Annotated in this window: 24 protein-coding genes; 12 read left to right on the forward strand and 12 right to left on the reverse strand. The window is 70.4% G+C overall.

Annotation, left to right across the window (positions count from 1 at the left end):
* Nucleotides 1-14: 14 nt before the first annotated feature.
* Genes FV234_RS09365 through FV234_RS09375 form a run of 3 tightly spaced genes read right to left on the reverse strand, consistent with a single transcriptional unit; the run spans nucleotide 15 to nucleotide 2,734 of the window.
* Complete coding sequence (locus tag FV234_RS09365) at nucleotides 15-884, reverse strand: SDR family oxidoreductase (protein WP_147828885.1); 870 nt, start codon at nucleotides 882-884, stop codon at nucleotides 15-17.
* Between the two features lie 3 nt (nucleotides 885-887).
* Nucleotides 888-2,012, reverse strand: coding sequence for a tRNA epoxyqueuosine(34) reductase QueG (gene queG, locus FV234_RS09370; RefSeq protein WP_147828949.1), 1,125 nt, complete (start codon nucleotides 2,010-2,012; stop codon nucleotides 888-890).
* Between the two features lie 29 nt (nucleotides 2,013-2,041).
* A complete protein-coding gene (locus FV234_RS09375; protein ID WP_147750396.1) occupies nucleotides 2,042-2,734 on the reverse strand; it encodes a glutathione S-transferase family protein in 693 nt (230 codons plus the stop codon).
* A gap of 254 nt (nucleotides 2,735-2,988) precedes the next feature.
* On the opposite strand from FV234_RS09375, the gene FV234_RS09380 reads away from it, so the two are divergent.
* From FV234_RS09380 to FV234_RS09400, 5 genes are all read left to right on the forward strand, one after another.
* A complete protein-coding gene (locus FV234_RS09380) occupies nucleotides 2,989-3,792 on the forward strand; it encodes an undecaprenyl-diphosphate phosphatase (protein ID WP_147828951.1) in 804 nt (267 codons plus the stop codon).
* Between the two features lie 112 nt (nucleotides 3,793-3,904).
* Nucleotides 3,905-5,776, forward strand: a complete 1,872-nt coding sequence (locus FV234_RS09385; protein WP_147828887.1) for a methylmalonyl-CoA mutase subunit beta — start codon at nucleotides 3,905-3,907, stop codon at nucleotides 5,774-5,776.
* A 110-nt stretch (nucleotides 5,777-5,886) separates the two neighbouring features.
* The gene (locus tag FV234_RS09390; protein WP_147828889.1) at nucleotides 5,887-6,273 is read left to right on the forward strand and encodes a hypothetical protein; all 387 of its coding nucleotides are present in this window, start codon (nucleotides 5,887-5,889) and stop codon (nucleotides 6,271-6,273) included.
* Between the two features lie 178 nt (nucleotides 6,274-6,451).
* Nucleotides 6,452-6,865, forward strand: a complete 414-nt coding sequence (locus tag FV234_RS09395; protein ID WP_147828891.1) for a hypothetical protein — start codon at nucleotides 6,452-6,454, stop codon at nucleotides 6,863-6,865.
* Nucleotides 6,866-6,889: 24 nt separating this feature from the next.
* Nucleotides 6,890-7,612: a glutathione S-transferase gene (locus tag FV234_RS09400; RefSeq protein WP_147828893.1), complete on the forward strand. Its 723-nt coding sequence runs from the start codon at nucleotides 6,890-6,892 to the stop codon at nucleotides 7,610-7,612.
* A gap of 3 nt (nucleotides 7,613-7,615) precedes the next feature.
* Here the strand turns inward: FV234_RS09400 and FV234_RS09405 are convergent, their stop codons facing one another.
* On the reverse strand, nucleotides 7,616-9,148 hold the full coding sequence (locus tag FV234_RS09405; protein ID WP_147828895.1) for a YifB family Mg chelatase-like AAA ATPase: 1,533 nt from the start codon (nucleotides 9,146-9,148) through the stop codon (nucleotides 7,616-7,618).
* 137 nt (nucleotides 9,149-9,285) lie between these two features.
* Here FV234_RS09405 and FV234_RS09410 point away from each other — a divergent pair, with 137 nt between their 5' ends.
* Nucleotides 9,286-9,546, forward strand: coding sequence for a PepSY domain-containing protein (locus FV234_RS09410; protein ID WP_147828897.1), 261 nt, complete (start codon nucleotides 9,286-9,288; stop codon nucleotides 9,544-9,546).
* Nucleotides 9,547-9,794: 248 nt separating this feature from the next.
* Here the strand turns inward: FV234_RS09410 and FV234_RS09415 are convergent, their stop codons facing one another.
* On the reverse strand, nucleotides 9,795-10,505 hold the full coding sequence (locus tag FV234_RS09415; RefSeq protein ID WP_147750433.1) for a glutathione S-transferase N-terminal domain-containing protein: 711 nt from the start codon (nucleotides 10,503-10,505) through the stop codon (nucleotides 9,795-9,797).
* Between the two features lie 110 nt (nucleotides 10,506-10,615).
* On the opposite strand from FV234_RS09415, the gene FV234_RS09420 reads away from it, so the two are divergent.
* Nucleotides 10,616-11,179: a TetR/AcrR family transcriptional regulator gene (locus FV234_RS09420; protein WP_147762285.1), complete on the forward strand. Its 564-nt coding sequence runs from the start codon at nucleotides 10,616-10,618 to the stop codon at nucleotides 11,177-11,179.
* A 198-nt stretch (nucleotides 11,180-11,377) separates the two neighbouring features.
* Here the strand turns inward: FV234_RS09420 and FV234_RS09425 are convergent, their stop codons facing one another.
* Complete coding sequence (locus FV234_RS09425; protein ID WP_147828899.1) at nucleotides 11,378-12,472, reverse strand: threonine aldolase family protein; 1,095 nt, start codon at nucleotides 12,470-12,472, stop codon at nucleotides 11,378-11,380.
* Nucleotides 12,473-12,714: 242 nt separating this feature from the next.
* Here FV234_RS09425 and FV234_RS09430 point away from each other — a divergent pair, with 242 nt between their 5' ends.
* Nucleotides 12,715-15,603 (forward strand): FAD-binding and (Fe-S)-binding domain-containing protein, encoded by a 2,889-nt coding sequence (locus FV234_RS09430; protein ID WP_187273631.1) that lies wholly within the window; start codon nucleotides 12,715-12,717, stop codon nucleotides 15,601-15,603.
* A 72-nt stretch (nucleotides 15,604-15,675) separates the two neighbouring features.
* Nucleotides 15,676-16,377: a GntR family transcriptional regulator gene (locus FV234_RS09435; protein ID WP_147828903.1), complete on the forward strand. Its 702-nt coding sequence runs from the start codon at nucleotides 15,676-15,678 to the stop codon at nucleotides 16,375-16,377.
* A gap of 3 nt (nucleotides 16,378-16,380) precedes the next feature.
* On the opposite strand, the gene FV234_RS09440 is transcribed toward FV234_RS09435, so the two are convergent.
* The gene (locus FV234_RS09440; protein WP_147828905.1) at nucleotides 16,381-17,307 is read right to left on the reverse strand and encodes a class I SAM-dependent methyltransferase; all 927 of its coding nucleotides are present in this window, start codon (nucleotides 17,305-17,307) and stop codon (nucleotides 16,381-16,383) included.
* 120 nt (nucleotides 17,308-17,427) lie between these two features.
* Nucleotides 17,428-18,084 carry a GntR family transcriptional regulator gene (locus tag FV234_RS09445; protein WP_147828907.1) on the reverse strand — a complete coding sequence of 219 codons (657 nt, stop codon included), beginning with the start codon at nucleotides 18,082-18,084 and terminating at the stop codon, nucleotides 17,428-17,430.
* A gap of 177 nt (nucleotides 18,085-18,261) precedes the next feature.
* Between FV234_RS09445 and dctP the strand changes: the two genes are divergently transcribed.
* Genes dctP through FV234_RS09460 form a run of 3 tightly spaced genes read left to right on the forward strand, consistent with a single transcriptional unit; the run spans nucleotide 18,262 to nucleotide 21,322 of the window.
* Entirely contained in the window at nucleotides 18,262-19,284 is a 1,023-nt protein-coding gene (gene dctP, locus FV234_RS09450; protein WP_147828909.1) for a TRAP transporter substrate-binding protein DctP, read from the forward strand.
* Nucleotides 19,281-19,973, forward strand: coding sequence for a TRAP transporter small permease (locus FV234_RS09455; RefSeq protein WP_147828911.1), 693 nt, complete (start codon nucleotides 19,281-19,283; stop codon nucleotides 19,971-19,973). The genes dctP and FV234_RS09455 overlap by 4 nt, the downstream gene beginning before the upstream one ends.
* Entirely contained in the window at nucleotides 19,970-21,322 is a 1,353-nt protein-coding gene (locus FV234_RS09460; protein WP_147750442.1) for a TRAP transporter large permease, read from the forward strand. Before FV234_RS09455 ends, FV234_RS09460 begins: the two co-directional genes overlap by 4 nt.
* A gap of 159 nt (nucleotides 21,323-21,481) precedes the next feature.
* On the opposite strand, the gene FV234_RS09465 is transcribed toward FV234_RS09460, so the two are convergent.
* The 4 genes from FV234_RS09465 to FV234_RS09480 all read right to left on the reverse strand — a co-directional run bounded on the left by FV234_RS09465 (nucleotide 21,482) and on the right by FV234_RS09480 (nucleotide 26,409).
* Nucleotides 21,482-22,291 carry an enoyl-CoA hydratase/isomerase family protein gene (locus tag FV234_RS09465; RefSeq protein WP_238273105.1) on the reverse strand — a complete coding sequence of 270 codons (810 nt, stop codon included), beginning with the start codon at nucleotides 22,289-22,291 and terminating at the stop codon, nucleotides 21,482-21,484.
* Between the two features lie 22 nt (nucleotides 22,292-22,313).
* Nucleotides 22,314-23,534 carry a CoA transferase gene (locus tag FV234_RS09470; RefSeq protein ID WP_147828915.1) on the reverse strand — a complete coding sequence of 407 codons (1,221 nt, stop codon included), beginning with the start codon at nucleotides 23,532-23,534 and terminating at the stop codon, nucleotides 22,314-22,316.
* An 11-nt stretch (nucleotides 23,535-23,545) separates the two neighbouring features.
* Nucleotides 23,546-24,838 carry an MFS transporter gene (locus tag FV234_RS09475; RefSeq protein WP_147828917.1) on the reverse strand — a complete coding sequence of 431 codons (1,293 nt, stop codon included), beginning with the start codon at nucleotides 24,836-24,838 and terminating at the stop codon, nucleotides 23,546-23,548.
* Between the two features lie 317 nt (nucleotides 24,839-25,155).
* Entirely contained in the window at nucleotides 25,156-26,409 is a 1,254-nt protein-coding gene (locus FV234_RS09480; RefSeq protein WP_147828919.1) for an MFS transporter, read from the reverse strand.
* Between the last annotated feature and the right edge of the window lie 291 nt (nucleotides 26,410-26,700).

Below are 26,700 nucleotides of genomic sequence, written 5' to 3' on the forward strand. Positions count from 1 at the left end.
ACGGGGCGGCGCCCTCAGCCGGCCGCCTCGTCCTTCAGCGCCTGCAGCCCCTCCCGGTAGGTGGGGTAGGCGAGTTCGACGCCGAGTTCCTCGCGGATCAGGCGGTTCCGCACGCGCTTGTTCTCGCCGTAGAAGCTACGCGCCATCGGCGAGAGGTCGGCGGTCTCGAAGTCGACCTCAGGCGGTAGGGGAAGGCCGGTGAGCCTGGCTGCGTATTCCGTCACGGTCTGGGGCGCGGCCGGCTCGTCGTCAGTGACGTTGTAGACCGCGCCGTTGCGCGGGCGGTCGAGGGAGGCCAGCAGCGTCGCGGCGATGTCGTCGATGTGGATGCGGTTGAAGACCTGTCCCGCTTTCACGATGCGCTGGGACCGGCCGTCCCGCAGCTTCACGATCGGGTTGCGGCCGGGGCCGTAGATGCCCGACAGCCGGAACACCTGCACGGCCTTGCCGGTCTCGGCCCCGAGCGAGAGCCACGCGTTCTCGACGGCGAGCCGCCCCTGCGAGCGCGCGCTCTTCGGGGTGGCCGGCGTCGCCTCGTCGATCCAGGCGCCGTCGTGGTCGCCGTAGACGCCGATGGTCGAGAGGTAGCCGATCCAGCCGATCCGGCTCCGGGCGATGTCGTCGCGGAAACGGCGCAGCACCGGATCGCCGTCGCGGTCGGGCGGGACGGAGACGAGGAGCGCGTCGGCCGCCGCGAGGTCGGCGGGGATGCGCCGGTCGTCTGCCTCGGGGCCGAAGGCGCGCATCGACAGCCCGGTCTCGGCCTCGAGCGCCCGCGCCTTGTCCGCGTCGGTAACGGTGGCGCAGATCTGCGGGAAGCGGTCGCGGGCGGCCTCCGCGAAGCGCCGGGCGGAAAAGCCGAGGCCGAACACGAAGAGGGTCATCGATCAGGTCTCCTCCGGCGGGTCCAAGAGAGCGCGCCATTCGGCCAGCACGTCCGGGTCGGTCTCGCCGAGCCCATGACGTTCGTAAAGGGGGCGGCAGGCCGCGGGACCGAGCAGCGCGCCGCAGGCCCAGACCGCCATGCCGCGCACGATCGCCGACGCGTCGCCCAAGTTTCGCTCGGCGGAGGCGGCCAGCGCGGGATCGCCCGAGTTGCCCACCGCGATCAGGACGTTGCGCAGGAAGCGGTCGCGGCCGGTGCGCTTCACCGGCGTGCCCGCGAACCGCGTGCGGAAGGCGGCGTCGTCGAGGCCGGCGAGTTCGGCAAGCGGCGGCGCGTCGAAGGCGGGGTCGGCCGCCATGCGCGCGTCGCGCGCCGCGTGGGCGAACTTGTTCCAGGGGCAGATCGCGAGGCAGTCGTCGCAGCCGAACACCCGGTTGCCGATCGCCTTGCGGAACTCCGGCGCGATCGGGCCGGCATGCTCGATCGTCAGGTAGGAGATGCAGCGCCGTGCATCCAAGCGGTAGGGGGCCGGGAAGGCGTTCGTCGGGCAGACGTCGAGGCAGGCGCGGCAGGAGCCGCAACGGTCGGTCTCGGGCGCATCCGGCTCCAGCTCGGCGGAGGTGTAGATCGCGCCGAGCAGCAGCCAGTTGCCGTGGCGGCGCGACAGCAGCACCGTGTGCTTGCCCTGCCAGCCGAGGCCGGCGGCGGCGGCCAGCGGCTTCTCCATCACGGGTGCGGTGTCGCAGAACACCTTCACCCGCACGTCGCCCTTCGCCGAGAGGTAGCCGCCGAGCTCCTTCAGCCGCCCCTTCACCACGTCGTGATAGTCGCGGCGCTGGGCGTAGGCCGCGATCGCCCCGCGATCCTTCCTCGCCAGAAGGTCGAGCGGATCGGTTTCGGGGCCGTAATTCGTGGCCAGCACGATGATGCTGCGCACCCCCGGCCACAAGGTCCTGGGTGAGGCGCGCTGGTCGGCGCGGTCCTGCATCCAGTCCATCGTGCCGTGGGCGCCCTCGCCCAGCCACGCGGCGAGGCGGCCGGGCAACTCCGGCACCGCCTCCGGGCGGGTGACCTGCACGTCGCAGAAGCCGAGGTGGCGGGCGCGGGCCTCGACGAGGCGGCGCAGCTCGGCGCCGGCGAAGGTGCGGCGGTCGCTCAGAAATCCAGATCCGCGTAATGCCCGGCCGGCGGCATGCCCGCGACCCGGTCGGCCAGCAACGCCCGGAAGGAGGGCCGCGACTTGACCCGCGCGTACCAGTCCCGCGCCGTCTCGTCCTCGTCCCACGGCACGTCGCCGAGGTAGTCGACGCAGCTCAGGTGCGCGGCGGCCGCGAGGTCGGCGTAGGTCAGGTGGTCGCCGGCGATCCAGCGGCGGCGGGCCATGAGGTAGCCGATGTATTTCAGGTGGTAGCGCACGTTGGTGCGGGCGGCGCGGATCGCGTTCATGTCCGGCGGGCCGCCGCCGGTGGCGCTCGTCATGAAGCGCTTCGCGATCTTCTCGGTCACGAGGTAGCCGGTCACCTCGGCGTCGAACTTGACCAGGAACCAGTCCATCAGCCGGCGCACCTCGACGCGCTCGGCCGGATGGTCCGGCATCAGCCGGCGGCCGGTGAGCCCGAGGCCGCGGGTCTCGTCGAGGTATTCCGCGATGATGCCGCCGCCGGGCACGACGAGGCCGCCCTGCTCCATCAGCACCGGCGTGGTGCCGGCCGGATTGATCAGCAGGAACGCGTCGCGCCTGTCCCAGGGCCGCTCCTCGACGAGGCTCGGCTCCAGGCCCATCTCGGCCAGGACGAGGCGGATGAAGCGGGAGTTGGCGCAGAAGGGAAAGTGATAGAGCGTCGCCATCGAGGCCGTTGTCGGACGAGGGGGGCTGCCGGCGGGACGCGCCGCACGGGATACCCCGCGGGACCGGGCTTGGATGCATCGTTATTGCCCGATCGTTGCCGCCTCATTAACACGCCGCACCGGTCGCGGTAACCGCCCGTTCACCCTGATCGGCGAACCGTGGGCGCGCCGCCGCACCGGGCGGCGATTCCAACCCACCAGGCCGGTCGCCTTCGCGCGCGGCCGAGGCGAGCGATGATGCGAGATCTGCGATGATGGATGCGATGAGCATCGCGAAGGCGGTCGTGCTCGCGGTCGTGGAGGGCGCGACCGAGTTCATCCCGGTCTCCTCCACCGGCCACCAGTTGCTGGTCGGGCACTTCATCGGGTTCCACTCGCCCAACAACACCTTCGAGGTGCTGATCCAGCTCGGCGCGATCCTGGCGATCCTGGCGGTGTACTTCCGCCGGCTCCTGGGCATCGCCTTCGCCCTGCCGAACGACCCGAAGGCGCGCCGGTTCGTCCTCGGCATCCTCGTCGCCTTCCTGCCGGCGGCGATCGTCGGCGGCCTGTTCTCGAAGGTGATCAAGGCCTACCTGTTCAATCCGTGGATCGTCTGCGCGACGCTGGTCGCGGGCGGGCTCGTGCTGCTCGTCCTCGACGACACCGAGCTCGAGGTGAAGAAGACCGACGTCTACGACTTCACCCTGCCAATGGACCTGAAGATCGGCATCTTCCAGTGCCTGGCGATGATCCCGGGCGTGTCGCGCTCGGGCGCCACCATCGTCGGCGCGATGCTGATGGGCGCCGACAAGCGTTCGGCCACCGAGTTCTCGTTCTACCTCGCGATGCCGACCATGGCCGGCGCCTTCGCCAAGGACCTGCTCGACAACTACAGGAACCTCGGCAGCGACGACGTCGGCCTGATCGCCATCGGCTTCGTGGTGGCCTTCGTCTCGGCGCTGGTCGTCGTGCGGACGGTGCTCGACTACGTCTCCCGCCACGGGTTCTGGCTGTTCGCCTGGTGGCGCATCATCGTCGGCTCGGCGGGGTTCGCCGGCCTGATCATCTTTGGATAGAAAATACGCGCATCCCGGTCGATTGCCTCGCCAGCGGGGCCGTGCGAGGGCAGACGGATGGGGAGATCGGGCGAAAGACCCGCATCCCGGCACCGTTTGAAGGCCCGCTGCGATGGAAGACAGACCGCTTGCCGACCTCTTCGAGCCCGCGACCCGCGCGCGCTGGCTCGGCCTCGTCGAGAGCGTTCTGAAGGGCGCCGACTTCGAGAAGCGCCTCGTCTCCAAGACCGCGGACGGCCTGCGCATCGAACCGCTCTACGAGGCGGCCGAGCCGGCGCCGCAGCCGGTCCGCGCTCCCGGACCGTGGCGGATCGCCCAGCGCGTCGACCACCCTGATATCGAGCAGGCGAACCGGCAGGTGTTGGCCGACCTCGAAGGCGGCGCCGACGCGCTGACCCTGGTGTTCTCCGGCGCGCCCGCCGCCCACGGCTACGGCCTCACCGCCCGCACCGTGGAGGAGTTGGAGGCGGCGCTCTCCGGCGTCATGCTGCCGCTGATCGGGCTGCGGGTCGACGCCGGCCCGCTCGGGCTGGAAGCCGCCCGCCTCGTCCTCGACCTCGCCAAGGCGCGCGGCGAGGACCTGTCGGCCTGCGACATCGACCTCGGCATCGATCCCGTCGGCACGCTCGCCGCCTCCGGCACCCTCGGGGCGGTGTGGTCCGAGATCGCGCCCAAGCTGGGCCGAGCGATGAAGGACTTCGATGCAGCCGGCTTTGCCGGGCGCGCGCTCCTGGCCGACGGACGACCCTACCACGAGGCCGGCGCCGGCGAGGCGGCCGAGCTCGGCGCGGTGCTCGCGACGGCGGTGGCCTACCTCCGGGCGCTGGAGGCGGAAGGGATTACGCTCGAACGCGCCCGCGACGCGGTCGGCATCCTGCTCGTGACCGATGCCGACGAGTTCCTCACCATCGCGAAGTTCCGGGCGATGCGCCGGCTCTGGGCCCGTATCGAGCAGGCCTGCGGCCTCGACCCGAAGCCGCTGCGGCTCCACGCCGAGACCGCGTGGCGGATGATGACCCGGCGCGACCCCTTCGTGAATATCCTGCGGACCGCGATGGCCGCGACCGGCGCCGGCCTCGGCGGCGCGGACGCCGTCACCGCCCTGCCCTACACCCAGGCGCTCGGCCTCCCCGACGCCTTCGCCCGGCGGGTGGCGCGCAACAGCCAGATCGTCCTGATCGAGGAATCGAACCTCGCCCGCGTCGCCGACCCTGCGGCGGGCGCCGGCGGCTTCGAGAGCCTGACCGCGCAGCTGGCCGAGGCCGGCTGGGAAGCATTCCAGGCGATCGAGCGCGAGGGCGGCATCGTCGCCTCGCTCAGCGTCGGCAAGCTCCAGCGCCGGATCGAGGCCACCCGCGAGACCCGCGCGAAGAACGTCGCGACCCGGCGCGAGGCGCTGACAGGCGCCACCGAGTTCCCGTACCTCGCCGAGAAGCCGGTGGCGGTGCTCGACGTGGCGCCCGTGCCGCCCGCGCCGGCCGCGAGCTTCGGCACCGGGGCCGCGGTCGCCTGCGACGCGCTTCCCTCGCAGCGGCTGGCCGAGCCCTACGAGGCGTTGCGCGACGCCTCCGACGGCCTCCTCGCCAAGGGCGGCAAGCGCCCGCAGGTGTTCCTGGCCAACCTCGGCCCGGTGGCGGTGTTCAACGCGCGCTCGACCTTCGCCGCCAACGCCTTCGCCGCCGGCGGGATCGAGGCCCTGAGCAACGACGGGTTCGCCGACGAGGCGAGCCTCGCCGAAGCGTTCACGGCGTCCGGAGCCGCGCTCGCCTGCCTGTGCTCGTCGGACAAGGTCTACGAGGCGCGCGCGGTCGCCGCGGCGACCGCCCTCAAGGCGGCCGGCGCCGGGACGACCTACCTCGCCGGCAAGCCGGCGGCGGAGCTGGCCGAGCCGCTGCAGGCGGCGGGCGTCCACGGCTTCCTGCATGCCGGCGGCGACCTCCTGGCCCTGCTCAACGACGCCCTGCGGCGGGCCGCCCGCGCCTGAGCCTGGAAATCGGCAACCGATCCGGCCGTCGCGTGTTTCGATGCGGACAGGCCCGCACGCCCGAACGGCGCGTGCGGGCCTCGCGACACGCGCGCTCGACCGGGATCCGAATGAAAGCACTGACGCTGGCCGCCGCCTTCCTCATCCTCGCAGCCGGCGGCCTCAGCCCCGCCGACGCGGCGCGGAAGAAGGTCCAGATCCCGAACCGCTACGACGGCAACTGGAGCATTGAGGTCATCACCGAATCCGGCATCTGCGACCGGGCGTACCGCTACGGCGTGCGCATCGAGCGCGGGCAGGCGAGCTATCCCGGCGGCGACTTCTCGATCAGCGGGCGCGTGGCGAGCAACGGCGCCGTGCGCGCCGCGATCTCCAACGGGTCGGCGACCGCCAACGTCGTCGGCCGCCTCGGCCGCCAGGGCACCGGCGCCGGCACGTGGTCCACCGACGGCGCCCCCGGCTGCAGCGGCCGCTGGAACGCCGAACGGCGCGGATAGCGTTTCCTCCCGGGCGCGAACGCAGGTTCGTCCCGGCGACCTCCGTCTGTGACTCGGAAGCGACGGTGATCCATGATCGCTGCGCGCGTTCGCGTCGCAGCGTGGATGGCCCTGTTCCCGACACGATCCCTGGGGAATACTCCGCTCGATCGATCCCTCGTTCGAGGCTTCCCGCGCGATGAAGACCCCGCTGCTCGGTGCGCTCGCATTCGTTCTCGCCCTCGCGCCGGCCACGGCGCGCGAACGCCAAAAGCCCGATGCCGACACGGCGATGGCGCCGTTGCAGCAGGCCGCGACCGATTGCTTCGCCGAGACGGTGATGGCCAACCCCGGCGCGATGAACCACGCCCGCGCCGGCCGCTGGTTCCAGGCCGCGGGGGTGATCGGCTTCTTATGCCGCCCCGAGGTCGACGCGATGATCGCGACGCACGACCGCCTCTTCGGCCGCGGCACCGGCGCCAAGTACTTCAAGGGCGCCTACGCGCGCCATCTCGACCAGCAGCTCGCCCTTCGCCTCCAGCCGATGCTGGAGCGCAAGACCGTCGCCAGCGCCGAGCCCCCGGCCGCCGCGGACGAGGCGCCGGGCGAGTGACTGGTCTCGCGTAGCGCTTCCGCGATGGCCTACGAACTCTACTACTGGCCGATGCTGCAGGGGCGCGGCGAATTCGTGCGCCTCGCCCTCGAAGAGGCCGGCGCGGCTTACGTCGACGTCGCCCGCGAGCCCGAGACCGACGGACTCGGCCTGCCGGCGCTGACGCGGATCCTCGAGGATCTCGACGAGCCGCGCCCGGCCTTCGCCCCGCCCTTCCTGCGCGACGGCGACCGGGTCGTCGGGCAGACGGCGGCGATCCTGCTCTATCTCGGCCCCCGGCTCGACCTCGTCGGCGCGAGCGAGGACGAGCGGATCTGGACCCACCAGATCCAGCTCACCATCGCCGACATGGTGGCCGAGGCGCACGACACCCACCATCCGGTCGCGGTCGGCCTCGCCTACGAGGACCAGAAGGCGGAAGCCGCCCGCCGCGCCGCGCATTTTCGCGCCGACCGCATCCCCGAGTTCCTGGCCTGGTTCGAGCACGTGCTGTCGCGCAACGGCGGCACCCATCTCGTCGGCGAGCGCTTGAGCTACGCCGACCTGTCGCTGTTCCAGCTCGTCGACGGCCTGCGCTACGCCTTCCCGAAGGCCATGGCCGCGCAGCTCCCCGACCACCCGCGCGTGGCCGCGCTCCACGCAGCGGTCGCCCGACGCCGGCGGATCGCGGCCTATCTCGCCAGCCCGCGGCGCATCCCGTTCAACGAACAGGGCATCTTCCGGCGCTACGCCGAACTCGACGGTTAGGCCTCACGACGCCGGCTTCTCCGCCCGCCCGCGATAGGACAGCGCCTCCGGCAAGTGCAGGCGGCGGACCGTCGGCTCGCCGTCGAGGTCGGCGAGGGTGCGGGCGACGCGGAGCGTCCGGTGGAAGCCGCGGGCGGTGAGGCGCATGCTCTCGGCCGCCGTGCGGATCAGCGCGGCGCCGTCCGCGTCCGGCGCGGCGACCCGCTCGATCAGGCTGGCCGGGCAGGTGGCGTTGGTGGTGCCCGCGGCCAAGCCCTCGGCGTCGTAGCGGGCGGTCTGGCGCCCGCGCGCGGCGGCCACCCGAAGGGCGGTCTCGCGCGAGCCTTCGGCCGGCGGCGGTAGGATCAGGTCGGCGGCGGTGACGGCGGCAACCTCGATGCGCAGATCGATCCGATCGAGCAGCGGCCCCGAGATGCGGGCGCCGTACTGCGCCATGCAGCGCTCGTTCGGCCCGCGCCGGCAGGCGTAGCCCGGCTCCAGCGCTTGCCCGCAGCGGCAGGGGTTCATCGCGGCGACGAGCTGGAAGCGGGCCGGATAGGTGATGCGGTGGTTGGCCCGCGCGATCATGATCTCGCCGGTCTCCATCGGCTGGCGCAGCGAATCGAGCACCTGCGGCGTGAACTCGGGCAGCTCGTCGAGGAACAGCACGCCGCCATGCGCCAGCGAAGCCTCGCCGGGCCGGGCGTTGATGCCGCCGCCGACCAAAGCAGCCATCGAGGCCGAGTGGTGCGGCTGCCGGAACGGCCGCCGGTCGGACAGCCGCCCCTCCTTCAGCTCGCCGGCCACCGACTGGATCATCGAGACCGCGAGGAGTTCCCGCGGCGTCAGCGGCGACAGGATCGAGGGGAGTCGCGCAGCGAGCATCGACTTGCCGGAGCCGGGCGGCCCATTGAACAGGACGTTGTGGCCGCCTGCCGCGGCGATCTCGAGCGCGCGCTTGGCGCCCTCCTGGCCCTTGATGTCGCGGAGGTCCGGCAGGGGCGGGCCCGGGGCGGCGACCGCGGGGACCGGCCGCGCCATCACCTGCGTGCCCTTGAAGTGGTTGGCGAGCTGGATGAGCGAGCGCGGCGCCAGAACGTCGAGGTCGCCGCCGGCCCAGGCCGCCTCCGGCCCGGTCGCGGCGGGGCAGATCAGCCCGAGGCCGCGTGCACTCGCCGCCATCGCCGCCGGCAGCACGCCGTTGACCGGGGTGATCGTGCCGTCGAGGGCCAGCTCGCCCAGCACGCAGTACCCGGCGAGCGCGTCGGCGGGCAGCGCACCGATCGCCGCCATGACGCCGAGCGCGATCGGCAGGTCGTAGTGCGAGCCCTCCTTCGGCAGGTCGGCAGGCGCGAGGTTCACGGTGATGCGCTTGGCCGGCATCGCCAGCCCGGAGGCGATCAGCGCGCCGCGCACCCGCTCGCGCGACTCGCCCACCGCCTTGTCCGGCAGGCCGACCACGTTGAAGTGGACCGCGCCGGGGATGATCTGCACCTGGACGTCGACGGCACGCGCCTCGATGCCCTCGAAGGCGACGGTGGCGACGCGGGTGACCATGCGGAAGGGGGCCTTCGGCTCGACGGAAACTAAGCCTAGGCGGCCATCCCTAGCCTGACAACCTCGGGAACCGGTTCAGGAACCGGCTTCTGGCGCGGCTGTTCTCTGCCGGTCGACAACCACAAACGGAAACCGCTATGCGCCTGACATCCACCGCCCTCGCCCTCGTCTTCGCCGCCGGCCTGACCGGTGCCGCGCTGGCCGACGAGAAGCTGCCGCCGGACCAGCAGGCCAAGGTCGAGGCCATGCTCCGCCAAGAAGGCTTCACCAAGTGGAAGGAGATCGAGCTCGACGACGGCATGATCGAGGTCGACGACGCCGTCGACGGATCGGGCAAGCAGTTCGACCTCAAGCTCGATCCGAAGACGATGGCCATCGTCAAGCGCAAGGCCGAGTAGCGCAAGGCCGAGTAACGGGAGGGACGAAGCGGGCGCCGTGCGGCTCTGCCGACCGGCGCCCGATAGGCGGAAATCCGACGCTTGGTACCCATAGCCAAACGTCCGACAACGACCCTCAGCAGCCCTCCAGACCCCTTCGATCGACGACCGCATTCGGCGACACAGCGGTCGTTCGAAGTCCCGATGACGGCAGAGCGCTGGTCGGAGGGGGCTCGACCAGCGCACCAACCTGGAATGGCGATGGTCGATCAGGCCCGGTCGTCCAACTCCGGCACACCGCTCTGACGGTCGGCATAGGCGGCGAGGAAGGTCGGCCGCTGCTGCCAGCGCTTCCAGAATGCGTCGATGTGCTCGAAGCGTTCGTCCAGCGGCGTGGCGTTCACGGGGAATTTCGAGAAGGCGATCGCGGTCGCCATCGTGATGTCCGAGAAGGTCGGCGCTTCACCGCCGAGCAGCCATTCGCGCCCGTCCGACAGGTGCTGGTTCACCAGGCTCGCATGGGCCAGCGCTTCCTTGCGGCAATGCTCGCCCCAGGCCGGGTTGCTGGTGAGTTCGAGCTTTGGCCCCAGCCCCTGATGCAGGACGTGGAACGCGGTCACGATCCGGTAGAGGATGTGGACCCAGATGCGGTTGTCCCACATGGTGTCGAGGCCCTGCTCCAGGGGGCTATCACCCATGATCCGCCGACCGGGGAAGGCCTGATCGAGGTACCGGACGATGGCCGCCGTCTCCGAGATGACGCTTCCGTCCTCGAGTTTCAGCGTCGGCGTCTCGCCCCACGGGTTCATCTTCAGGTGCCGCCACTGCCGCTGCTCGCCGACCGGCGACATGTCGTAGACGCGCTCGTCGAACCGATCCGCGATGCCCTTCTCGTGCAGGAAGATGCGCAGGCGCTGTGGGTTGGGGAACGCCGAGGGCGAGGTGAAAAGCTGGAGCTTGGAGGCGGTTTGGCTGGTCATCTGACTCTCTCTGTCTGCCAGTAGGCAGACAGAGCGTTAGGCCTTCCTTTCCGAGCGGTCAACGCCTATCTGCCAACAGGCAGGTAATTTTCTTGCGGAGGATGGGCGCGATGAGTTCGGGGTATAAGGAGGCGATCCTTGCCGCTGCGAAGCGAACCGCCATGGCGCACGGCTACAGCGGATTGAATTTCCGCGACTTGGCAGCCGAGGTCGGGATCAAGGCCGCAAGCGTCTACTATCACTTCCCCGGCAAGGCCGAACTCGGAGCGGCGGTCGCGAAGCGTTATTGGGAAGACATCGCCACCGATCTCGAAGCCATCTCGGACGAAGCGGCCGACCCACTGGACGGACTGCGTCGGTATCCTGAGATTTTCCGGGTGTCTTTGCAGAACGACAACCGCATGTGCTTGTCCAGCTTCATGACGGCGGAATACGATGATCTACCCGATACCGTGAAACACGAGGTGCGCGCATTCGCCGACGTCAACGTCGCGTGGTTGAGCAAGTTGTTGACGGCGGCGAGTGTCGTGAAGGCGGCGGACAGCGAAGGCCGGGCTCGCGCCATCTACGCGGCCGTCGCGGGTGCTCAACTCATGGCGCGGGGCCGCGCCGATCTCCCGCTGTTCGACACCCTGATCGACAACTATCGCGCGGCCGGCCTCTTGCCTGCGTAGTTGTCCGTCCATTCTCGAAGAAAGCCCGCTCTGGATCGCGAAATAAGCGTTCAATGCTTAGTCTCTGAATTACCGCTTCCCACTCAAATTCTGTCGTAAGCCCTCATCCACCAGACGGGCTCGGGGCAGACCTCCCGATCTTCTGTAGTGGGCCGAAGACGAGCCCGCGGTGTCGCTCCCCCCGTCAGAGTGTGACCTTCACCGAACGGGCGCCGCCCGGCGTTCGGCGAAGGCCTCGGCGGTGGCGCGGATCACCTCGGCCGCGCGTTCCGCCCCGGCGCGATCTACGTCGAGGTGGGTGGTGACGCGGATCTGGCTGCCGATGGCGCGGATGCGGACGTCGTGCGCGAGGCAGGCCTCGGCGAAGGCCGGGGCGGTTACGCCGAGGCCGGAGACGCCGAAGCACAGGATGTTCGATTGCCCCGCGCTCGGGTCGAAGCTCAGGCCCGGCGCGTCGGCGATCGCGTCGTGGATCAGCCGGATGTGCGCGTTGTCGGTGCTCAACTGCGCGACGTGGTGGTCGAGGGCGTAGAGGCCGGCGGCGGCGATCACGCCGGATTGGCGCATGGCGCCGCCGAGCCGGTACTTCCAGCGCCAGGCCTCGACGACGAAATCGCGGGAGCCGCACAGAACCGCGCCGACCGGGCAGCCGAGGCCCTTGCTGAGGTCGAGCCAGACGCTGTCGAACCCTTGCGCGTAGTCCTTCGCCGCGATTCCGGTGGCGGCCACCGCGTTGAGCAGGCGGGCGCCGTCGATATGCGCCTTCAGGCCGTGGGCGCGGGCGATGTCGCGGATCGCCCGCATGTCGGCCAGCGCCCAGACCGAGCCGCCCGAGAAGCTGGTGGTCTGCTCGATGGAAACGAGGGCGGTGCGCGGCGCCGTGCGGGCCGGCGGCCGGATCGCCGCCGCGAACGCCTCGGGCGTGTAGAGTCCCGCCGGCGTCGGCAACGCCTTCACCGACACGCCGCCGATCGCGGCCGAGCCTGCGGCCTCGGTGTTGTAGATGTGGGACTGGTCGTCGACCACGATCTCGTCGCCGGCCCGGGTCTGAACCAGGATCGAGACGAGGTTGCACATCGTGCCGGACGGCATGAACACCCCGTCCTCCTGGCCGAGCAGGGCGGCGACCCGGTCGCAGAGCGCCCGCGTCGTCGGGTCGGAATCCGACTGCTCGTCGCCGACCACCGCGCGCGCCATCGCCTCGCGCATGCCCGGCGTCGGCCGCGTCTGGGTGTCGCTGTAGAGATCGATCGTCACGGGCAGGCTTGCCTCCGGTCGGCGTTGCGGCGCCATAGTGCATGGTCGCGCGGTCCCGCGAAAGCGCGGCGGGCACGCTTTCCATCAAAATGAATTTTGAATACGTTTAGCGGAGGCGACCGGAATCGGGCGTCGGGAGGGCTGAGCAGGTGGCGGTCGAGACGGCGCCCCAGGGTGCGAGACAGGACGTGCGGCAAGAGACGCGGCAAGGCGCATGGCAAGAGACGCGGGAAGGCGCACGGCAAGGCGCGCGCGTCGCCGGGCGGAACGGCGCCGGCCTGGCGCGGCGGCTGGCGGAGGCGTTGCAGGGCGAGGCCCGGTTCGACGCCTTCACGCGCGGGCGCTACGCGACGGACGCCTCGATCTACCAGATCGTGCCGGCCGGCGTGGTGCTGCCGAAGAGCGCCGCCGACATCGCCGCGACCCTGACGATCGCCGCCGAGCATGGGGTGCCGGTGATCATGCGGGGCGGCGGCACCTCGCAGAACGGGCAGCCGATCGGCTCGGGGCTGGTGGTCGACTGCTCGCGCCACTTCAATCGTCTCCGCGCCTACGACGCGCAGGCCGGCACCGTCACCGTCGAGCCGGGCATGGTGCTGGAGCGCCTGAACACCCGCGTGAAGGCCGACGGCTGGTTCTTCCCGGTGGAGCCCTCGACGGCGACCCGCTGCACCGTCGGCGGCATGGCCGGCAACAATTCCTGCGGCGCCCGCTCGCTGCGCTTCGGCAAGATGAGCGACAACGTGCTCGGCCTGGAGGCGCTGTTCCACGATGCGGAAGCCTTCGGCTTCGGGCTGACGGGCAACGAATCCGGCGGCGTCACCGGCTCGGCCCGCGCCGAAGACCTCGCGCGCCGCATGATGGCGCTCGCCGAGTCGGAGCGCGCGGAAATCCTGGCGAAGTATCCGAAGGTCCAGCGCCGGGTCGGCGGCTACAACCTCGACGCGCTGATCGAGGCGCGGCCGAACCTCGCCCACCTGCTGGTCGGCTCGGAGGGGACGCTGGCGGCGACGACCTCGGTGACGCTGCAGCTGTCCCGGCTGCCGGCGCACCGGGTGATGGGGGTGTGCCACTTCCCGTCGTTCCGCTCCGCGATGGAGACCACGCGCCACATCGTCGACCTCGACCCGGTGGCGGTGGAGCTCGTCGACAACAACGTGCTGGTGCTCGGCGCCGACATCCCGCTGTTTCGCGCGACGCTGGCCGACATCACCCGCGGCACGCCGAACTGCCTGCTGCTCGCCGAGTTCGCCGGCGAGGACCTCGCCGCGCTCGAGCGCGACCTCAAGCGCCTCGACGCCTGCATGGCCGACCACGGCTTCCCCGACGCGGTGGTCGAGATCCACGAGCCGTCGCGCCAGAAGTCGGTCTGGGAGGTGCGCGAAGCCTGCCTCAACATCATGATGTCGATGAAGGGGGACGCCAAGCCGGTCTCGTTCATCGAGGATTGCGCGGTGCCCCTCGAGCATCTGGCCGACTACACCGACGCCGTCACCGACGTGTTCACGAAGCACGGCACGCGCGGAACCTGGTACGCCCACGCCTCCGTCGGCTGCCTGCACGTCCGCCCGATCCTCGACATGAAGCTCGGCGGCGACGTCGCCAAGATGCGCACCATCGCGGAGGAGACCTCCGAGCTGGTGCGCCGGTTCAAGGGCTCGTATTCCGGCGAGCACGGCGACGGCATCTCGCGCTCGGAATACATCGCGCCGCTGTTCGGGCCGCGCCTCGCCCGCGCGTTCGAGACCGTGAAGGACGCGTTCGACCCCGAGAACCGCCTGAACCCGGGCAAGATCGTGCGCCCGCTGTCGATGGACGACCGCGCGCTGATGCGGTTCGGGCCGGACTACCAGGTGGTCGCGCCGCGCGAGACCGCGCTCGACTGGCCCGAGGCCGGCGGCTTCGGCGGCGCCGTGGAGATGTGCAACAACAACGGCACCTGCCGGAAGCTCGCGGGCGGAGCGATGTGCCCGTCCTACCGCGTCACCCGCGAAGAGCAGCACCTGACGCGGGGCCGGGCGAACTCCCTGCGGCTGGCGATCTCGGGCCAGCTCGGCGAGGACGCGTTCACGTCGCCTGAGATGAAGCGCACGATGGACCTGTGCGTCTCGTGTAAGGCGTGCCGCCGCGAATGCCCGACCGGCGTCGACATGGCGCGGATGAAGGTCGAGTTCCTGCATCATTACCACGCCCGCCACGGCCTGCCGCTGAAGGACCGGCTGATCGGCGCGATGCCGCATTACGCCGGCGTCGCCGCGCGGCTGGCGCCGCTGCTGAACCTGCGCGACCGGGTGCCGGCGCTGGCGCGGATGTCCGAGCGCGTCGCGGGCCTCTCGGCGCGGCGCACGCTGCCGCGCTGGCGCCGTCCCTGGACGGAGGCCGGCGAGCCGGCCCACCCGCAGGACGTGGTGGGCGAGCACCGCGACGTGATCCTGTTCGGCGACACCTTCAACCGCGCCTTCGAGCGCGAGAACCTGGAGGCGGCCGAGCGGGTGCTCGCCGCCGCCGGCTACCGGCTGCACCGCGTCTTCCCGACCAAGGGCAAGCGCCCGCTCTGCTGCGGGCGGACGTGGCTCGCCTCGGGCCAGACCGACCGGGCGCGCGCCGAGGCGCGCCGGACGCTCGACGCGCTCCTGCCCTTCGTCCGGGCCGGCGCCCGCGTGGTCGGGCTCGAACCGTCCTGCCTCCTCACCTTCCGCGACGAGTTCGTCGCCCTGCTGCCCGGGGCGGACGCGAACCTGCTGGCCAAGCAGAGCCTGCTGATCGAGGAACTGCTCGCCGCCGACCTCAAGGCCGGGCTGATCGCGCCCGACTTCGCCGACCAGGGCGGCCGCGTCGCGCACCTGCACGGCCATTGCCACCAGAAATCCTTCGGCGCGATGGGCGCGGTGGAGAGCGTGCTGCGCAGCGTGCCGGGGCTCGACGTCCGGCCGATCGAATCGAGCTGTTGCGGCATGGCCGGCGCCTTCGGCTACGGGCCTGAGACGGTCGACACCTCGCTGGCGATGGCCGAGCTGTCGCTGTTTCCGGCGTTGCGCAAGGCCGGCCCCGACGACCTCGTCGTCGCCGACGGCACCAGCTGCCGCCACCAGATCCACGACGGGCTCGGGATGACGGCGGAACATGTGGTCAGGGTCCTCGACCGGGCCCTGGCGCCTCGACACTGATTTGGGAGGCGCCTAAACAGGGTCGGCCTCCTGCTCGGCAGCGATGAGCATCGAACGCATGAAATCGACCGCATGAACAAGATCGATCCCGGACTCGGCATCAATCGACGTTATCTTCACGACGAGGTGGCAGACCGGATTCGTGCGCTGATCCAATCCGGCGAGATGGAGCCGAAGGCCCGCGTCAACGAGGGCGAGCTGACCGAACGCTTCGGCATCTCGCGCACCCCCTTGCGCGAGGCGATCAAGATCCTCGCCACCGAAGGCCACCTCGAACTGCTGCCGAACCGCGGCGCCCGCGTCGCCAGCCTCTCGCAGGTCGAGATCGAGGAGATGATGGAGGTCATCGCCGGCCTCGAGGCGACGGCCGCCGACCTCGCCTGCCGCACCGTCACGGAGGACGAGGTCGCCGCGATCCAGGCCGACCACGACGCGATGGTGGCGATGTGGAAGGCGTCCGACGAGGCCGGGTACTTCCGCCTCAATCGCCAGATCCACGAGGCGATCATGGCGGCGAGCCGCAACGCGACGCTGTCGGGGATCTACCGCAGCCTGTCGGGCCGCATCCAGCGCTCGCGCTACTCCGCCCACCAGACGCCCGAGCAGTGGACCCGGGCGATCGAGGAGCACGAGCGGATGGTGGAGCTGCTGCGCGGCCGCGACGGCCCCGCGCTCTCGCACCTGATGCGCGAGCATATCCGCGGCAAGAAGCCGGTCATCGCAGCCAACTTCGGCGACGCCGCCGCCGAGCTGCCGGCGGACGCCGCCGGCTGACGATCAGTCGACGCGCCGCGTCTCGAACCAGAACGAGGCGCCGGGCAGGCCGGTGTCGTTCGGGTAGGTGAACGGGATGTCGAGGCCGCCGGCCGGCGCCGCGAACACGCGCTTCACCCGCGCCGCGAATTCCGGATCCTGGCACAGGTAGGTGACCGGCGCCGTGACCCGAAACGGCGGCCTTCCGCACATCAGCATCGCGGCGAGCAGGTATTGCTCGTTGTAGAGCCGGTGGTTCCAGGCGGTCGGGTAGTCGTCGGGAATGAAGATGTCGTGGATCTGCACGATCACGCCGGGCACCAGGCGCGGAAGGATCTCGAAGAAGAACACCACCACGTCCGAGTTGGCGAAGGCCCGGTGCGACCCGTCGAAGAACAGGACGTCGCCCGCCTGCAGCGTGTCGAACACCGTGAGGTCGCAGTCTTCGAGCGGCTGGCGGATCACCGCGTCGCAGATCCGGTCGATGTGCCGGCGCGGGTTGGGATCGATCGAGGTCATCCGGGTCGGGAGCGACAGCCGCTCCACCGTGCGGCGCGCGAAGCAGGTCGAGGTGCCCGAACCGATCTCGACGTAGCGGGCCGGCCGCTTCCAGGCGAGGAAGGTCATGAGCGCGGCGGCGTCCAGCGCCGTGAACCAAGTGTTGTTCCAGCACGGCGCGGTCGGGTCCGCAGGGTCGGGCGCGTGGGCGACGTCGTGGATCAGCGCAGCGTGATCCTCGAGCGCGGATACGAAGCGCGCGTAGTCCGGCCGCCCCTGGTCGAGCACCGCCCGCAGCCGGCTGTGCGGCGGCGTCTGCGGCTGCCAGCGCGCTTGCGGCATGACCGGATAGTAGTCGTGGACGGTGTGGCTCCACCGGAACGGATCGGTGCTCGCGCGGAAGATGTCGAGGCCGGCCTTCCGACCCGCGCTTTGAACCAACTGCTTGAGCATCGACGCCTCCGACCGGCCCATCCCGACGAGGCGGATCGTAGCAGCAAATACAATCTTGGGTTGAGTTGTTCTGCGTAGCGCTCTGCACCGATTGCAAACGCGGTGAACGGGATTCCCGCCTCAGGGGGCGTCGCCGAGCGAGCGCAGGCCGGCGACGAGGTCCGAGAAGCGGTCGCCCTGCACCACCACGTGCGTGCGCAGGCGTTCGGCCGCGGCCGCGTCGTCGCCGGCGAGGATCGCTGCGACGATGCCGGCATGTTCCGCCAGCGACTGGCCGAGGCGGTGGCGCGTCCGCAGCTGAAGGCGGCGATAGGGGGCCAGCCGCCGGCTCAGCAGGCGGGCCTGCTCGGCGAGGAAGGCGTTGCGGCAGGCGCCGTAGACCACGGCGTGAAACACTTGGTTCTCGGCGTAGTAGCCCTCGGTGTCGCCGGCCGCCGCCGACGCCTCGCAGGCCGCGAGCGCCGCCTTCAGCGCCGCCTCGTGGTCGGGGGTCAGGCGCCGCGCGGCGAAGCGCCCGCAGGCCGCCTCCAGTTCCGCCATGGTCTCGAACATCGCCAGCAGGTGCTGCGGCTCCGGCGCGCTGACGATCGTGCCCTTGCGCGGCTTGGTCTCGACGAGCCCGGTGACGGCCAGCTGCAGCAGCGCCTCGCGGATCGGCGTGCGCGACACCCCGAACCGCTCGGCGAGCATCACCTCGTCGAGGCGCGCGCCGACGGCAAGATGGCCGGCAACGATCTCATCCTCGATGGTCTGCCGCAGGCGCTGTGCCTGGCTCATCGCTGGACGCCTCCCGAGCGTGACGATTCCCGAGCGTGACGATTCCCGAGAACTCATTATGCAGGGGCGTTGACAAAATATACAAGAGCCCGTTCAATATATACCAAGCGTTGCATTCACTATATTGTGCAGCGCAAAAACAAGACAGTCGCGATTGTGCGACGCGGGAGAAACAGCATGACGCCGACCCGACGCGCCCTCCTCGCCGGCGGCCTCGCCGCACCCGCCCTCCTGCGCTTCGGCCTCGGCGCCGCCCAGGCCGCGACGGTGCTGAAGCTCTCCCACCAGTTCCCCGGCGGCACCATCGACGAAGGCGACTTCCGCGATCGCATGTGCCGCAAGCTCGCCAAGGCGGTCGGCGAGCGCTCGAAGGGCGCGCTCGAGGTGCAGGTCTATCCCGGCTCGTCGCTGATGAAGACCAACGCCCAGTTCGGCGCGATGCGCAAAGGCGCGCTCGACATGTCGCTCTACCCCTCGCCCTACGCCGGCGGCGAGATCCCCGAGTTGAACATCGGCCTGATGCCGGGGCTCGTGACCTCCTACGCGCAGGGCGTCGCCTGGAAGGCGGCTCCGGTCGGCCGCAAGCTCACCGAGATCCTCGACGCCAAGGGCATCGTCCTGGTCTCCTGGGTCTGGCAGGCGGGCGGCGTCGCCAGCCGCGAGCGCCCGCTCTACGCGCCGGCCGACGCCAAGGGCCTCAAGGTCCGCGGCGGCTCGCGTGAGATGGACCTGATGATGAAGCAGGCGGGCGCGGCCACCCTCTCGATCCCGTCGAGCGAATCCTACGCGGCGATGCAGACCGGCGCGTGCGACGCGGTCATCACCTCCTCCACCAGCCTGATCTCGTTCCGCCTGGAGGAGCTGTCGAAGGCGCTGACCTCGGGGCGCGAGCGCTCCTACTGGTTCATGCTCGAGCCGATCATGATGTCGAAGGCGATCTTCAGCGGGCTGCCGAAGGACCAGCAGGACCTGATCATGGCGGTCGGCGCCGAGCTCGAATCCTTCGGACAGGACGGCGCCAAGGCCGACGACACCCATGTCGAGCAGGTCTTCTCGAAGGCCGGCGCCAAGGTGCAGAACCTCGACGAGAAGACCATGGGGCAGTGGCGCGACATCGCCCGCGACACGGCGTGGAAGGACTACGCGGCCAAGAACGCGCAGTGCGCCGAGCTCCTCAAGCTGGCGGAGCAGGTCGCGTGAGCCACGCCTTCGACGCGGCCTCGGCCGCCTCCGAGAAGGCGGTCGCCGAGCCCCGGATCCCCGGCGCGCTCGGCGTCATGGACCGGGCGATGAAGCGCCTGAACGGGGTGATCATGGTGTTCGGCGGGCTCGCGCTCGTCGGCGCCTGCCTCGTGCTGAGCTACAGCGTGGTGATCCGCTACGTCCTGCACGAGCCGACCGACTGGCAGGACGAGATGGCCGTGTTCCTGATCGTCGGCGCGACCTTCTTCTCGGCCGCCGCCGTCCAGGCCAAGCGCGGCCACGTGGCGATCGAGGCGCTGACCGGGTTCCTGTCGCCGAAGGTCAACCGCGCCCGCCTGTTGATGGCGGACGTGATCAGCTTCGTCTTCGTGGTGTTCTTCGCCTGGAAGAGCTGGACGCTGTTCCACGAGGCTTACGTCGACGGCCAGGTCTCGCAATCGAGCTGGGGCCCGCCGCTGGCGATCCCCTACGCCCTGATGGCGGTCGGCATGAGCCTGCTCGGCATCCAGTTCGCCGTGCAGATCGTCCAGGCCCTCACCTACGGTCCGAACTCCGCCGGCTGGGTCGCCCCGAAGGTCGGCCTCGGCGCCGACCTGAACACAGACATGCACGGACGGCCGGACGTGACCCCGCGGGGCACGGACCCGATGGGCGACACCGTCGACACCGCGAGGATCACCCGATGAGCACCGCCGCGATCGGCTTCCTCTATGCCGGGGCGACCCTCTCGGCGATGCTGGCCGGCATCCCCATCGCCTTCGCGCTCGGCTTCGTCGCGCTGGCGTTCATGTTCGTCTTCATGCCGGCGGCTTCGCTCGATACCGTGGCGCAGAACGTCTACGAGGAGATGGCCTCGATCACCCTGCTCTCGATCCCGCTCTTCATCCTGAAGGGCGCGGCGATCGGGCGCTCGAAGGCGGGCCAGGACCTCTACTCGGCCATGCACGCCTGGATGCACCGCATCCCGGGGGGGCTGGGCATCGCCAACGTCTTCGCCTGCGCGCTGTTCGCCGCGATGGCGGGGTCCTCGCCCGCCACCTGCTCGGCCATCGGCTCGGCCGGCATCCCGGAGATGCGCAAGCGCGGCTACTCGCCGGGCTTCGCCGCCGGCATCATCGCGGCCGGCGGGACGCTCGGCATCCTGCTGCCGCCCTCGATCACCATGATCCTCTACGCGGTGGCCGCCGAGCAGTCGCTCGGGCGCCTGTTCCTGGCCGGCATCGGGCCGGGGCTGCTGCTGGTCGGGCTGTTCGCGGCCTGGGCGGTGTTCCGCTTCCGCGCCGAGTACGCCACCGCGAAGGCCGCCTACGAGCGCGGCGGCGTCCAGTCGCCGATCCTGGCGGACGACACCTACAGCATGCGCCAGCGCTTCGAGACGCTGCCGCGGGTGCTGCCCTTCGTGGTGCTGCTCACCGGCGTGATGGTCGCGCTCTACGGCGGCTACGCCACGCCCTCCGAGACGGCCGGCCTCGGCGGCCTGCTGGCGCTCGGCCTGATCGCGGTGATCTACGGCGTCTGGCGCCCGAAGGACGTCAGCCCGATCCTCACCGCGACGTTGCGCGAGTCGACCATGCTGATGCTGATCATCGGCATGTCGCTGCTCTACGCCTACGTGATGAGCTACCTGCACATCTCGCAGTCGGCGGCCGCCGCGATCGTGGCGATGCAGCTTTCCCCCTGGGTGCTGCTGGTGACGATCCTCGGGCTGGTGATCGGGCTCGGCTTCTTCCTGCCGCCGGTCTCGATCATCCTGATGACCGCGCCGATCATCCTGCCGCCGCTGAAGGCCGCGGGCTTCGACCTGGTCTGGTTCGGCGTGGTGATGACCATCACCATGGAGATGGGCCTGATCCACCCGCCGGTCGGGCTCAACATCTTCGTCATCAAGAACATCGCCCCCGACATCCCGCTCTCGGACATCATCTGGGGGACGCTCCCCTTCGTGGTGCTGATGGCGGTGGCGATCCTGATCCTGTGCCTCGTGCCGGGCATCGCCCTGTGGCTGCCCGACCTGCTGCTGCCGTCCACGCGGTAGCGCGCCCCTCCTCCCCTCTCCCCGCGGGCGGGGAGAGGCCCGGCTGCACCCCGTCGTGCAACCGGGGGAGCGGCGGCGTAGCCGAAGCGGTGGTGAGGGCGGTCGTGCGAGGTGGAAGGTGTCAGGCGTGGCGCAGGGAAAGGGCGCCCCTTCGCGCCGCTACCGCCCCTGCCAATCCGGCGCGCGCTTGCCCAAGAACGCTTCCATGCCCTCGCGAAAATCGCGGCTCATGTAGCAGCTGAGGATCAGGTCGTCGCCGGGCTGCGGCTCGCCCTCGGGGGCGGTGGCCTCTTCGGCGAGCCGGCGCAGGCCTTCCTTGGTGGCCTGCATCGTCAGGGGCGCGTGGCCGGCGACCAGCGTCGCCAGCTCGGTCGCGCGCGCGGCGAGCGCTGCGGCGTCCGCCACCACCTCGCCGACGAGGCCGATGGTCAGCGCCTCCTCGGCGCCGACGAGGCGGGCGGTGAAGATGATGTCCTTCACCCGCGCCGGGCCGATCAGGTCGGACAGCCGCTTGAGGTTGCCCTGAGACAGGCAGTTTCCGAGCGTGCGGGCGATCGGGAAGCCGAAGCGTGCGTCGCGCGTGGCGACGCGCAGGTCGCAGGCGGCGGCGATCGCCGCCCCTCCCCCCGTGCAGGCGCCCGCGATGGCGGCGATGGTCGGCACCCGCATCCGCTCCAGCGTGCCGAGCACCCGGTCCATGAAGCGCTCGTAGCCCAGCGCATCCTCCGCGGTCTCGAAGCTGCGGAACTGGGCGATGTCGGTGCCGGCGGCGAACGCCTTCTCGCCGGCCCCGGTGATGACCAGCGCCTTGACCGACACGTCCTCCTGGATCCGCAGGCACTGGGTCACCAGGCCTTCGTACATCGCGAAGGTCAGGGCGTTGCGGGCGTGCGGCCGGTTGAGGACGATGCGGGCGATGGCGCCGTCCTGGGAGACCAGCAGTTCATCGGTCGGGGCGGCGTCGCTCATGCTCGAAGTCCTCATCCAATCGTCACGCCGTCGTCTCGCCCACGACGCCCGCCGCGATCAAGCCGTCGATCGCCGCGTCGTCGTAGCCGGCCCCGCGCAGGATCGCGCGCGAGTGCTCGCCGAACAGCGGCGCCGGGCCGTGGACCTTGCCCGGCGTCGCCGAGAACTTCACCGGCAGGCCGAGCGTCGTCATCGACCCTGCCCGGGGGTGCTCGACCGAGACCACCATCTCGCGGGCCAGCGTGTGGGGATCGCGGTGCATCTGGTTCACGTCGAGCACCGGGCCGGCCGGCACGCCGCCGGCCTCCAGACGCGCGAGCCACGCCTCGGAGGTGTCGCCCCGGAAGTACGGCGCGAGCGCCTCGGCCAGCGCGAGGCGGTGCTCCATGCGTCCGGCGTTGAGCGAAAAGCGCGGGTCGGCGGCGAGCGTGTCGGCGCCGAGCACGTCGAGGAGGCGCAGCCAGTTGGTCTGGTTGGCCGCGCCGATGGTGATCCAACCGTCCTGCGTCTCGAAGGCCTCGTAGGGGGCGTTCAGCGGGTGGGCCGAGCCCATCGGCCCCGGCGCCACGCCGGTCGCCATGGCGATCGCCGACTGCCAGTAGGTCAGGGTGATGCCGGCCTCGAACAGGGAGGTGTCGACCACCTGGCCCTGCCCGGTCTTGAGGCGGTGGGTGTAGGCGGCGAGCACCCCCATCGCCGCGAGGATGCCGGCGGTGATGTCGGTGACCGGCGGCCCGCACTTCATCGGCGGCTCGCCGGGCCCGGCGCCGGTGACGCTCATCAGCCCGCTCATGCCCTGCGCGACGAGGTCGAACCCGGCCCGCTCCGCGTAGGGGCCGGAGCGGCCGAAGCCCGAGAGCGAGCAGTAGACGAGCGCCGGATGGCGCGCGCGCAGGGCTTCGTAGCCGAGGCCGAGCTTCTCCATCGTGCCGGCGCGGTAGTTCTCGATCAGCACGTCGGCGTCGGCCAGCAGCCGGTGGAGCACCGCCTTGCCGGCCTCGCTCTTGAGGTCGAGGGCCAGCCCGCTCTTGCCGCGGTTCATCATCATGTAGGCGGCGCTCTCGCCGTGAAGCGACGGCGGCACCGAGCGCCGGGTGTCGTCGCCGCCGGGGATCTTCTCGACCTTGATCACCTCGGCACCCATGTCGCCGAGCATCAGGCCGCAGACCGGGCCCGCCATGATGTGGGCGAGCTCGATCACTCTTACGCCCGCAAGCGGGCCTTCGCGTCGTGCGTCCACCATCGCCATCCGCCTCAGCGCACCGGCGCGACCGCGACGGGCGGGATACCGCCGGCCTCGGCCGGCTCCACGAAGGGGCGCTCGGGGTGCATGGTGAAGGCGGTGGCGGCACCCAGCAGGCACAGGCCGATCGAGCCGGCGAACGGCAGCGTCCAATCGCCGGTCATGTCGACGATCAGGCCGAACACGATCGGCGAGACGATGGCGGCGATCGCCGAGCCGGTGTTCATCAGCCCGCTCGCGGTGCCGGCGAATTTCGGCGCGATGTCCATCGGCACCGACCAGATCGGGCCGATGACCAGCTCGGCGAAGAAGAAGCCCGAGGAGAGCAGCAGGGCGACATAGGTGAGGTCGCGGGTGAAGAACACGCCCGTCAGGCTCGCCGCGGCGCCGAGGAAGCCGACGACGATGATCGACAGCCGCGCGAGCTTGAGGTTGCCGGTCTTCTCGAAGATGCGGTCCGAGAGCACGCCGCCGAGCGTGTCGCCGACGACGCCGGCGAAGAACACGCCCGAGGCGAACAGCGCCGAGTTCTTCAGGTCGAGGCCGTAGCTCTGCTTGAAGAAGCTCGGCAGCCAGCCGAGGAACAGCCACAGGGTCCAGCCGTAGCAGAAGTAGGTGATGGTGACGGGCAGGATGCGCTTGGTCAGCGCGCCCCACGGCACCGACTGCTTCGCGCCGACCTTGCGCGGCGGCGGCAGCTGGTCGAGCTCGGCTTGGGTGATCGCCTTGTGGTCGGACGGGTCATCACGGAAATAGAGGTACCAGATCACGACCCAGACGAAGCTGATCGCGCCGAGGATGACGAAGCTCGAACGCCAGCCGAAATGGTAGATCAGGAAGGCGACGATCGGCGGCGCCACGGCGTTGCCGAGCCGCGCGAAGGCGTGGGTGATGCCCTGCGCGAAGCCGCGACGGCCCGGCGCCGTCCAGTTCTGCATGGCGCGGGTCGCGGTCGGGAAGGTCGCGCCCTCGCCGAAGCCCAGCAGCACGCGGGCGAGGAACAGGCTGACGAGGCCGCCGACGAAGCCGGTGAGGATCGTCGCCGTGGCCCAGATCAATCCGCAGACCAGGAGCGTGCGCCGCGCGCCGAACTTGTCGCCGACCGAGCCGCCGATCACCTGGAAGATCGCGTAGGGGTAGGCGAAGGCCGAGAGGATCAGGCCGAACTGCGTGTTCGACATGCCGAGATCCTTGATGATCACGGCGCCCGCGGTGGCGATGTTCACCCGGTCGAGATAGGTGATGAAGTACATCAGGCAGAGCAGGAACAGCACGCTGTTCGTGGCGCTCAGGCGCTTGATCATGGCGTCGATCCTCCGGCACGGCGTTCTTGCGCAGCGTTCTTGGCAGCCGCCTTGTGGCGGTCCGCGCCGTCACCCTGGCCTCGGCGACCGGGTGCGGCGTTTCGCATTACGTATTCAGTACGCTCGGCCTATGCCGGAGTGCAACCACGGGTGTTAGGAATCAGGCGTTTTCCGCCCGCACGATCCGCCTGCACGGGTGGCGGGTCGGAAGCCGGGCTACGCCGGGCAAGCCTCGTTCGCATCCGGCCCATCAGGTCGCCGGACGAACGAAAACGGGGGCCGAAGCCCCCGTTTCCCGTTCGATCATGAGAGGCCGGTCAGGCCGTGACGGGACGCATTCCGCTGGCCTGGGCGGGCGTCGCTGAGGGATCGAGCACCTTGCCGCGCGGGCCGACCCAGGCGCCGACCCACTTGCGCTGCCACAGGAACAGGCAGCCGAGCACCACGGCGGCGAAGACCGCGTAGACGACGAAGCCGGTGGCGAAGGCGCCGGTGTACTGCTTCGAGAAGCCCATCACGTTCGGCAGAATCGCGCCGCCGAGCGCCCCGATCTCGCCGATCATCGAGCCCGACACCGCGGTGTTGGTGGGGTAGCGCAGCGGGACGAGCTGGAACAGGGCGCCGTTGCCGGCGCCGAGCGCCGCGAAGCACAGCATGAACAGGATCGTGGTGGCGGCCAGCGACGGGGTGGCGGTGAGCGCCAGGAACGAGGCGATCGAGGCGAGCAGGACCACCGACAGCACGGCGATGCCGCCGATCCGGTCGGCGAAGTAGCCGCCGAGGATGCGGATGCCCGAGCCCATGAAGGCCGCAAGCATGGTCAGGCGCCCGGCCTCGACCTTCGTGACCGCGAACTGCTCGTAGAAGAACGTCGGCAGGAAGTTCGACAGGCCGATGAAGCCGCCGAAGGTGATGACGTAGATCAGCGAGAAGGCCCAGCCGTCCTTGGTGAACAGGCAGGAGATGTGGTCCTTGAACGACTGGTGCTCGAGGTCCGGCGGTTCCTTGGCGAGCACGATCATCACGATCAGCGGGATGGCCATGACGCAGCCGGCGAAGCCGTAGACCGCCTGCCAGCCGTAGGCCTGGGCCAGCGGCGGCGCGAACAGCACCGCGAGCACGGTGCCGGAATTGCCGGCGCCGGCGATGCCCATGGCGAGGCCCTTGTGCTCCGGCGGGAACCAGCCCGAGCCGAGCGACAGGGCGACGCCGAACGAGGCGCCCGCGATGCCGAGCAGCACGCCCATGGCGAGCACGTCGTTGTAGGTCGAGATGAAGAAGAAGCCGTAGGCCATCGCGAGCATGATGACGCCCATCTCGGTGATGGCGGCGTTCTTCCGGCCGATATACTGGGCGAGGACGCCGAGCGGGAAGCGCATGATCGCGCCCGCGAGGATCGGCAGCGAGATCATGAACCCGGTCTGGGCCGGGGACAGCTTGTAGGTCTCGGTGATGAACGGCCCCATGGCGCCGTTCAGGACCCAGATCGCGAAGCAGAAGTCGAAGTAGAGGAAGGCGGCGAACAGCGTCGGGGGGTGTCCCGACTTCATTACGGTCTTGAAGGAGGCCATCGTGGGTGCTCGTCTTGATCGAGCGGGCGCCTTCGCGCCGCCGCTCATGCCGGAGGAACCGGACTCACACCGTCCGCTTTGCGAGGCTTCGTTGCCCAGCGTGCCGCGCGCCGCGCGGCGATCTCCGGAAAAGCAGCAAACGTGCCAGACGTGGCGGGGCGGCCTGGCCAGGCGCAGCCCCCCGTTGAAGGCCTGCGGCGCAGCCGACGAAGACTGAGGGAAACGGCCAAGCCGCGGGCACTGGATGCCGGGATTCGCGGCAACGATGCCTAGGCGGCATGCGGTCGGGCG

The sequence above is a fragment of the Methylobacterium sp. WL8 genome (assembly GCF_008040045.1).
Lineage (GTDB): Bacteria > Pseudomonadota > Alphaproteobacteria > Rhizobiales > Beijerinckiaceae > Methylobacterium > Methylobacterium cerastii.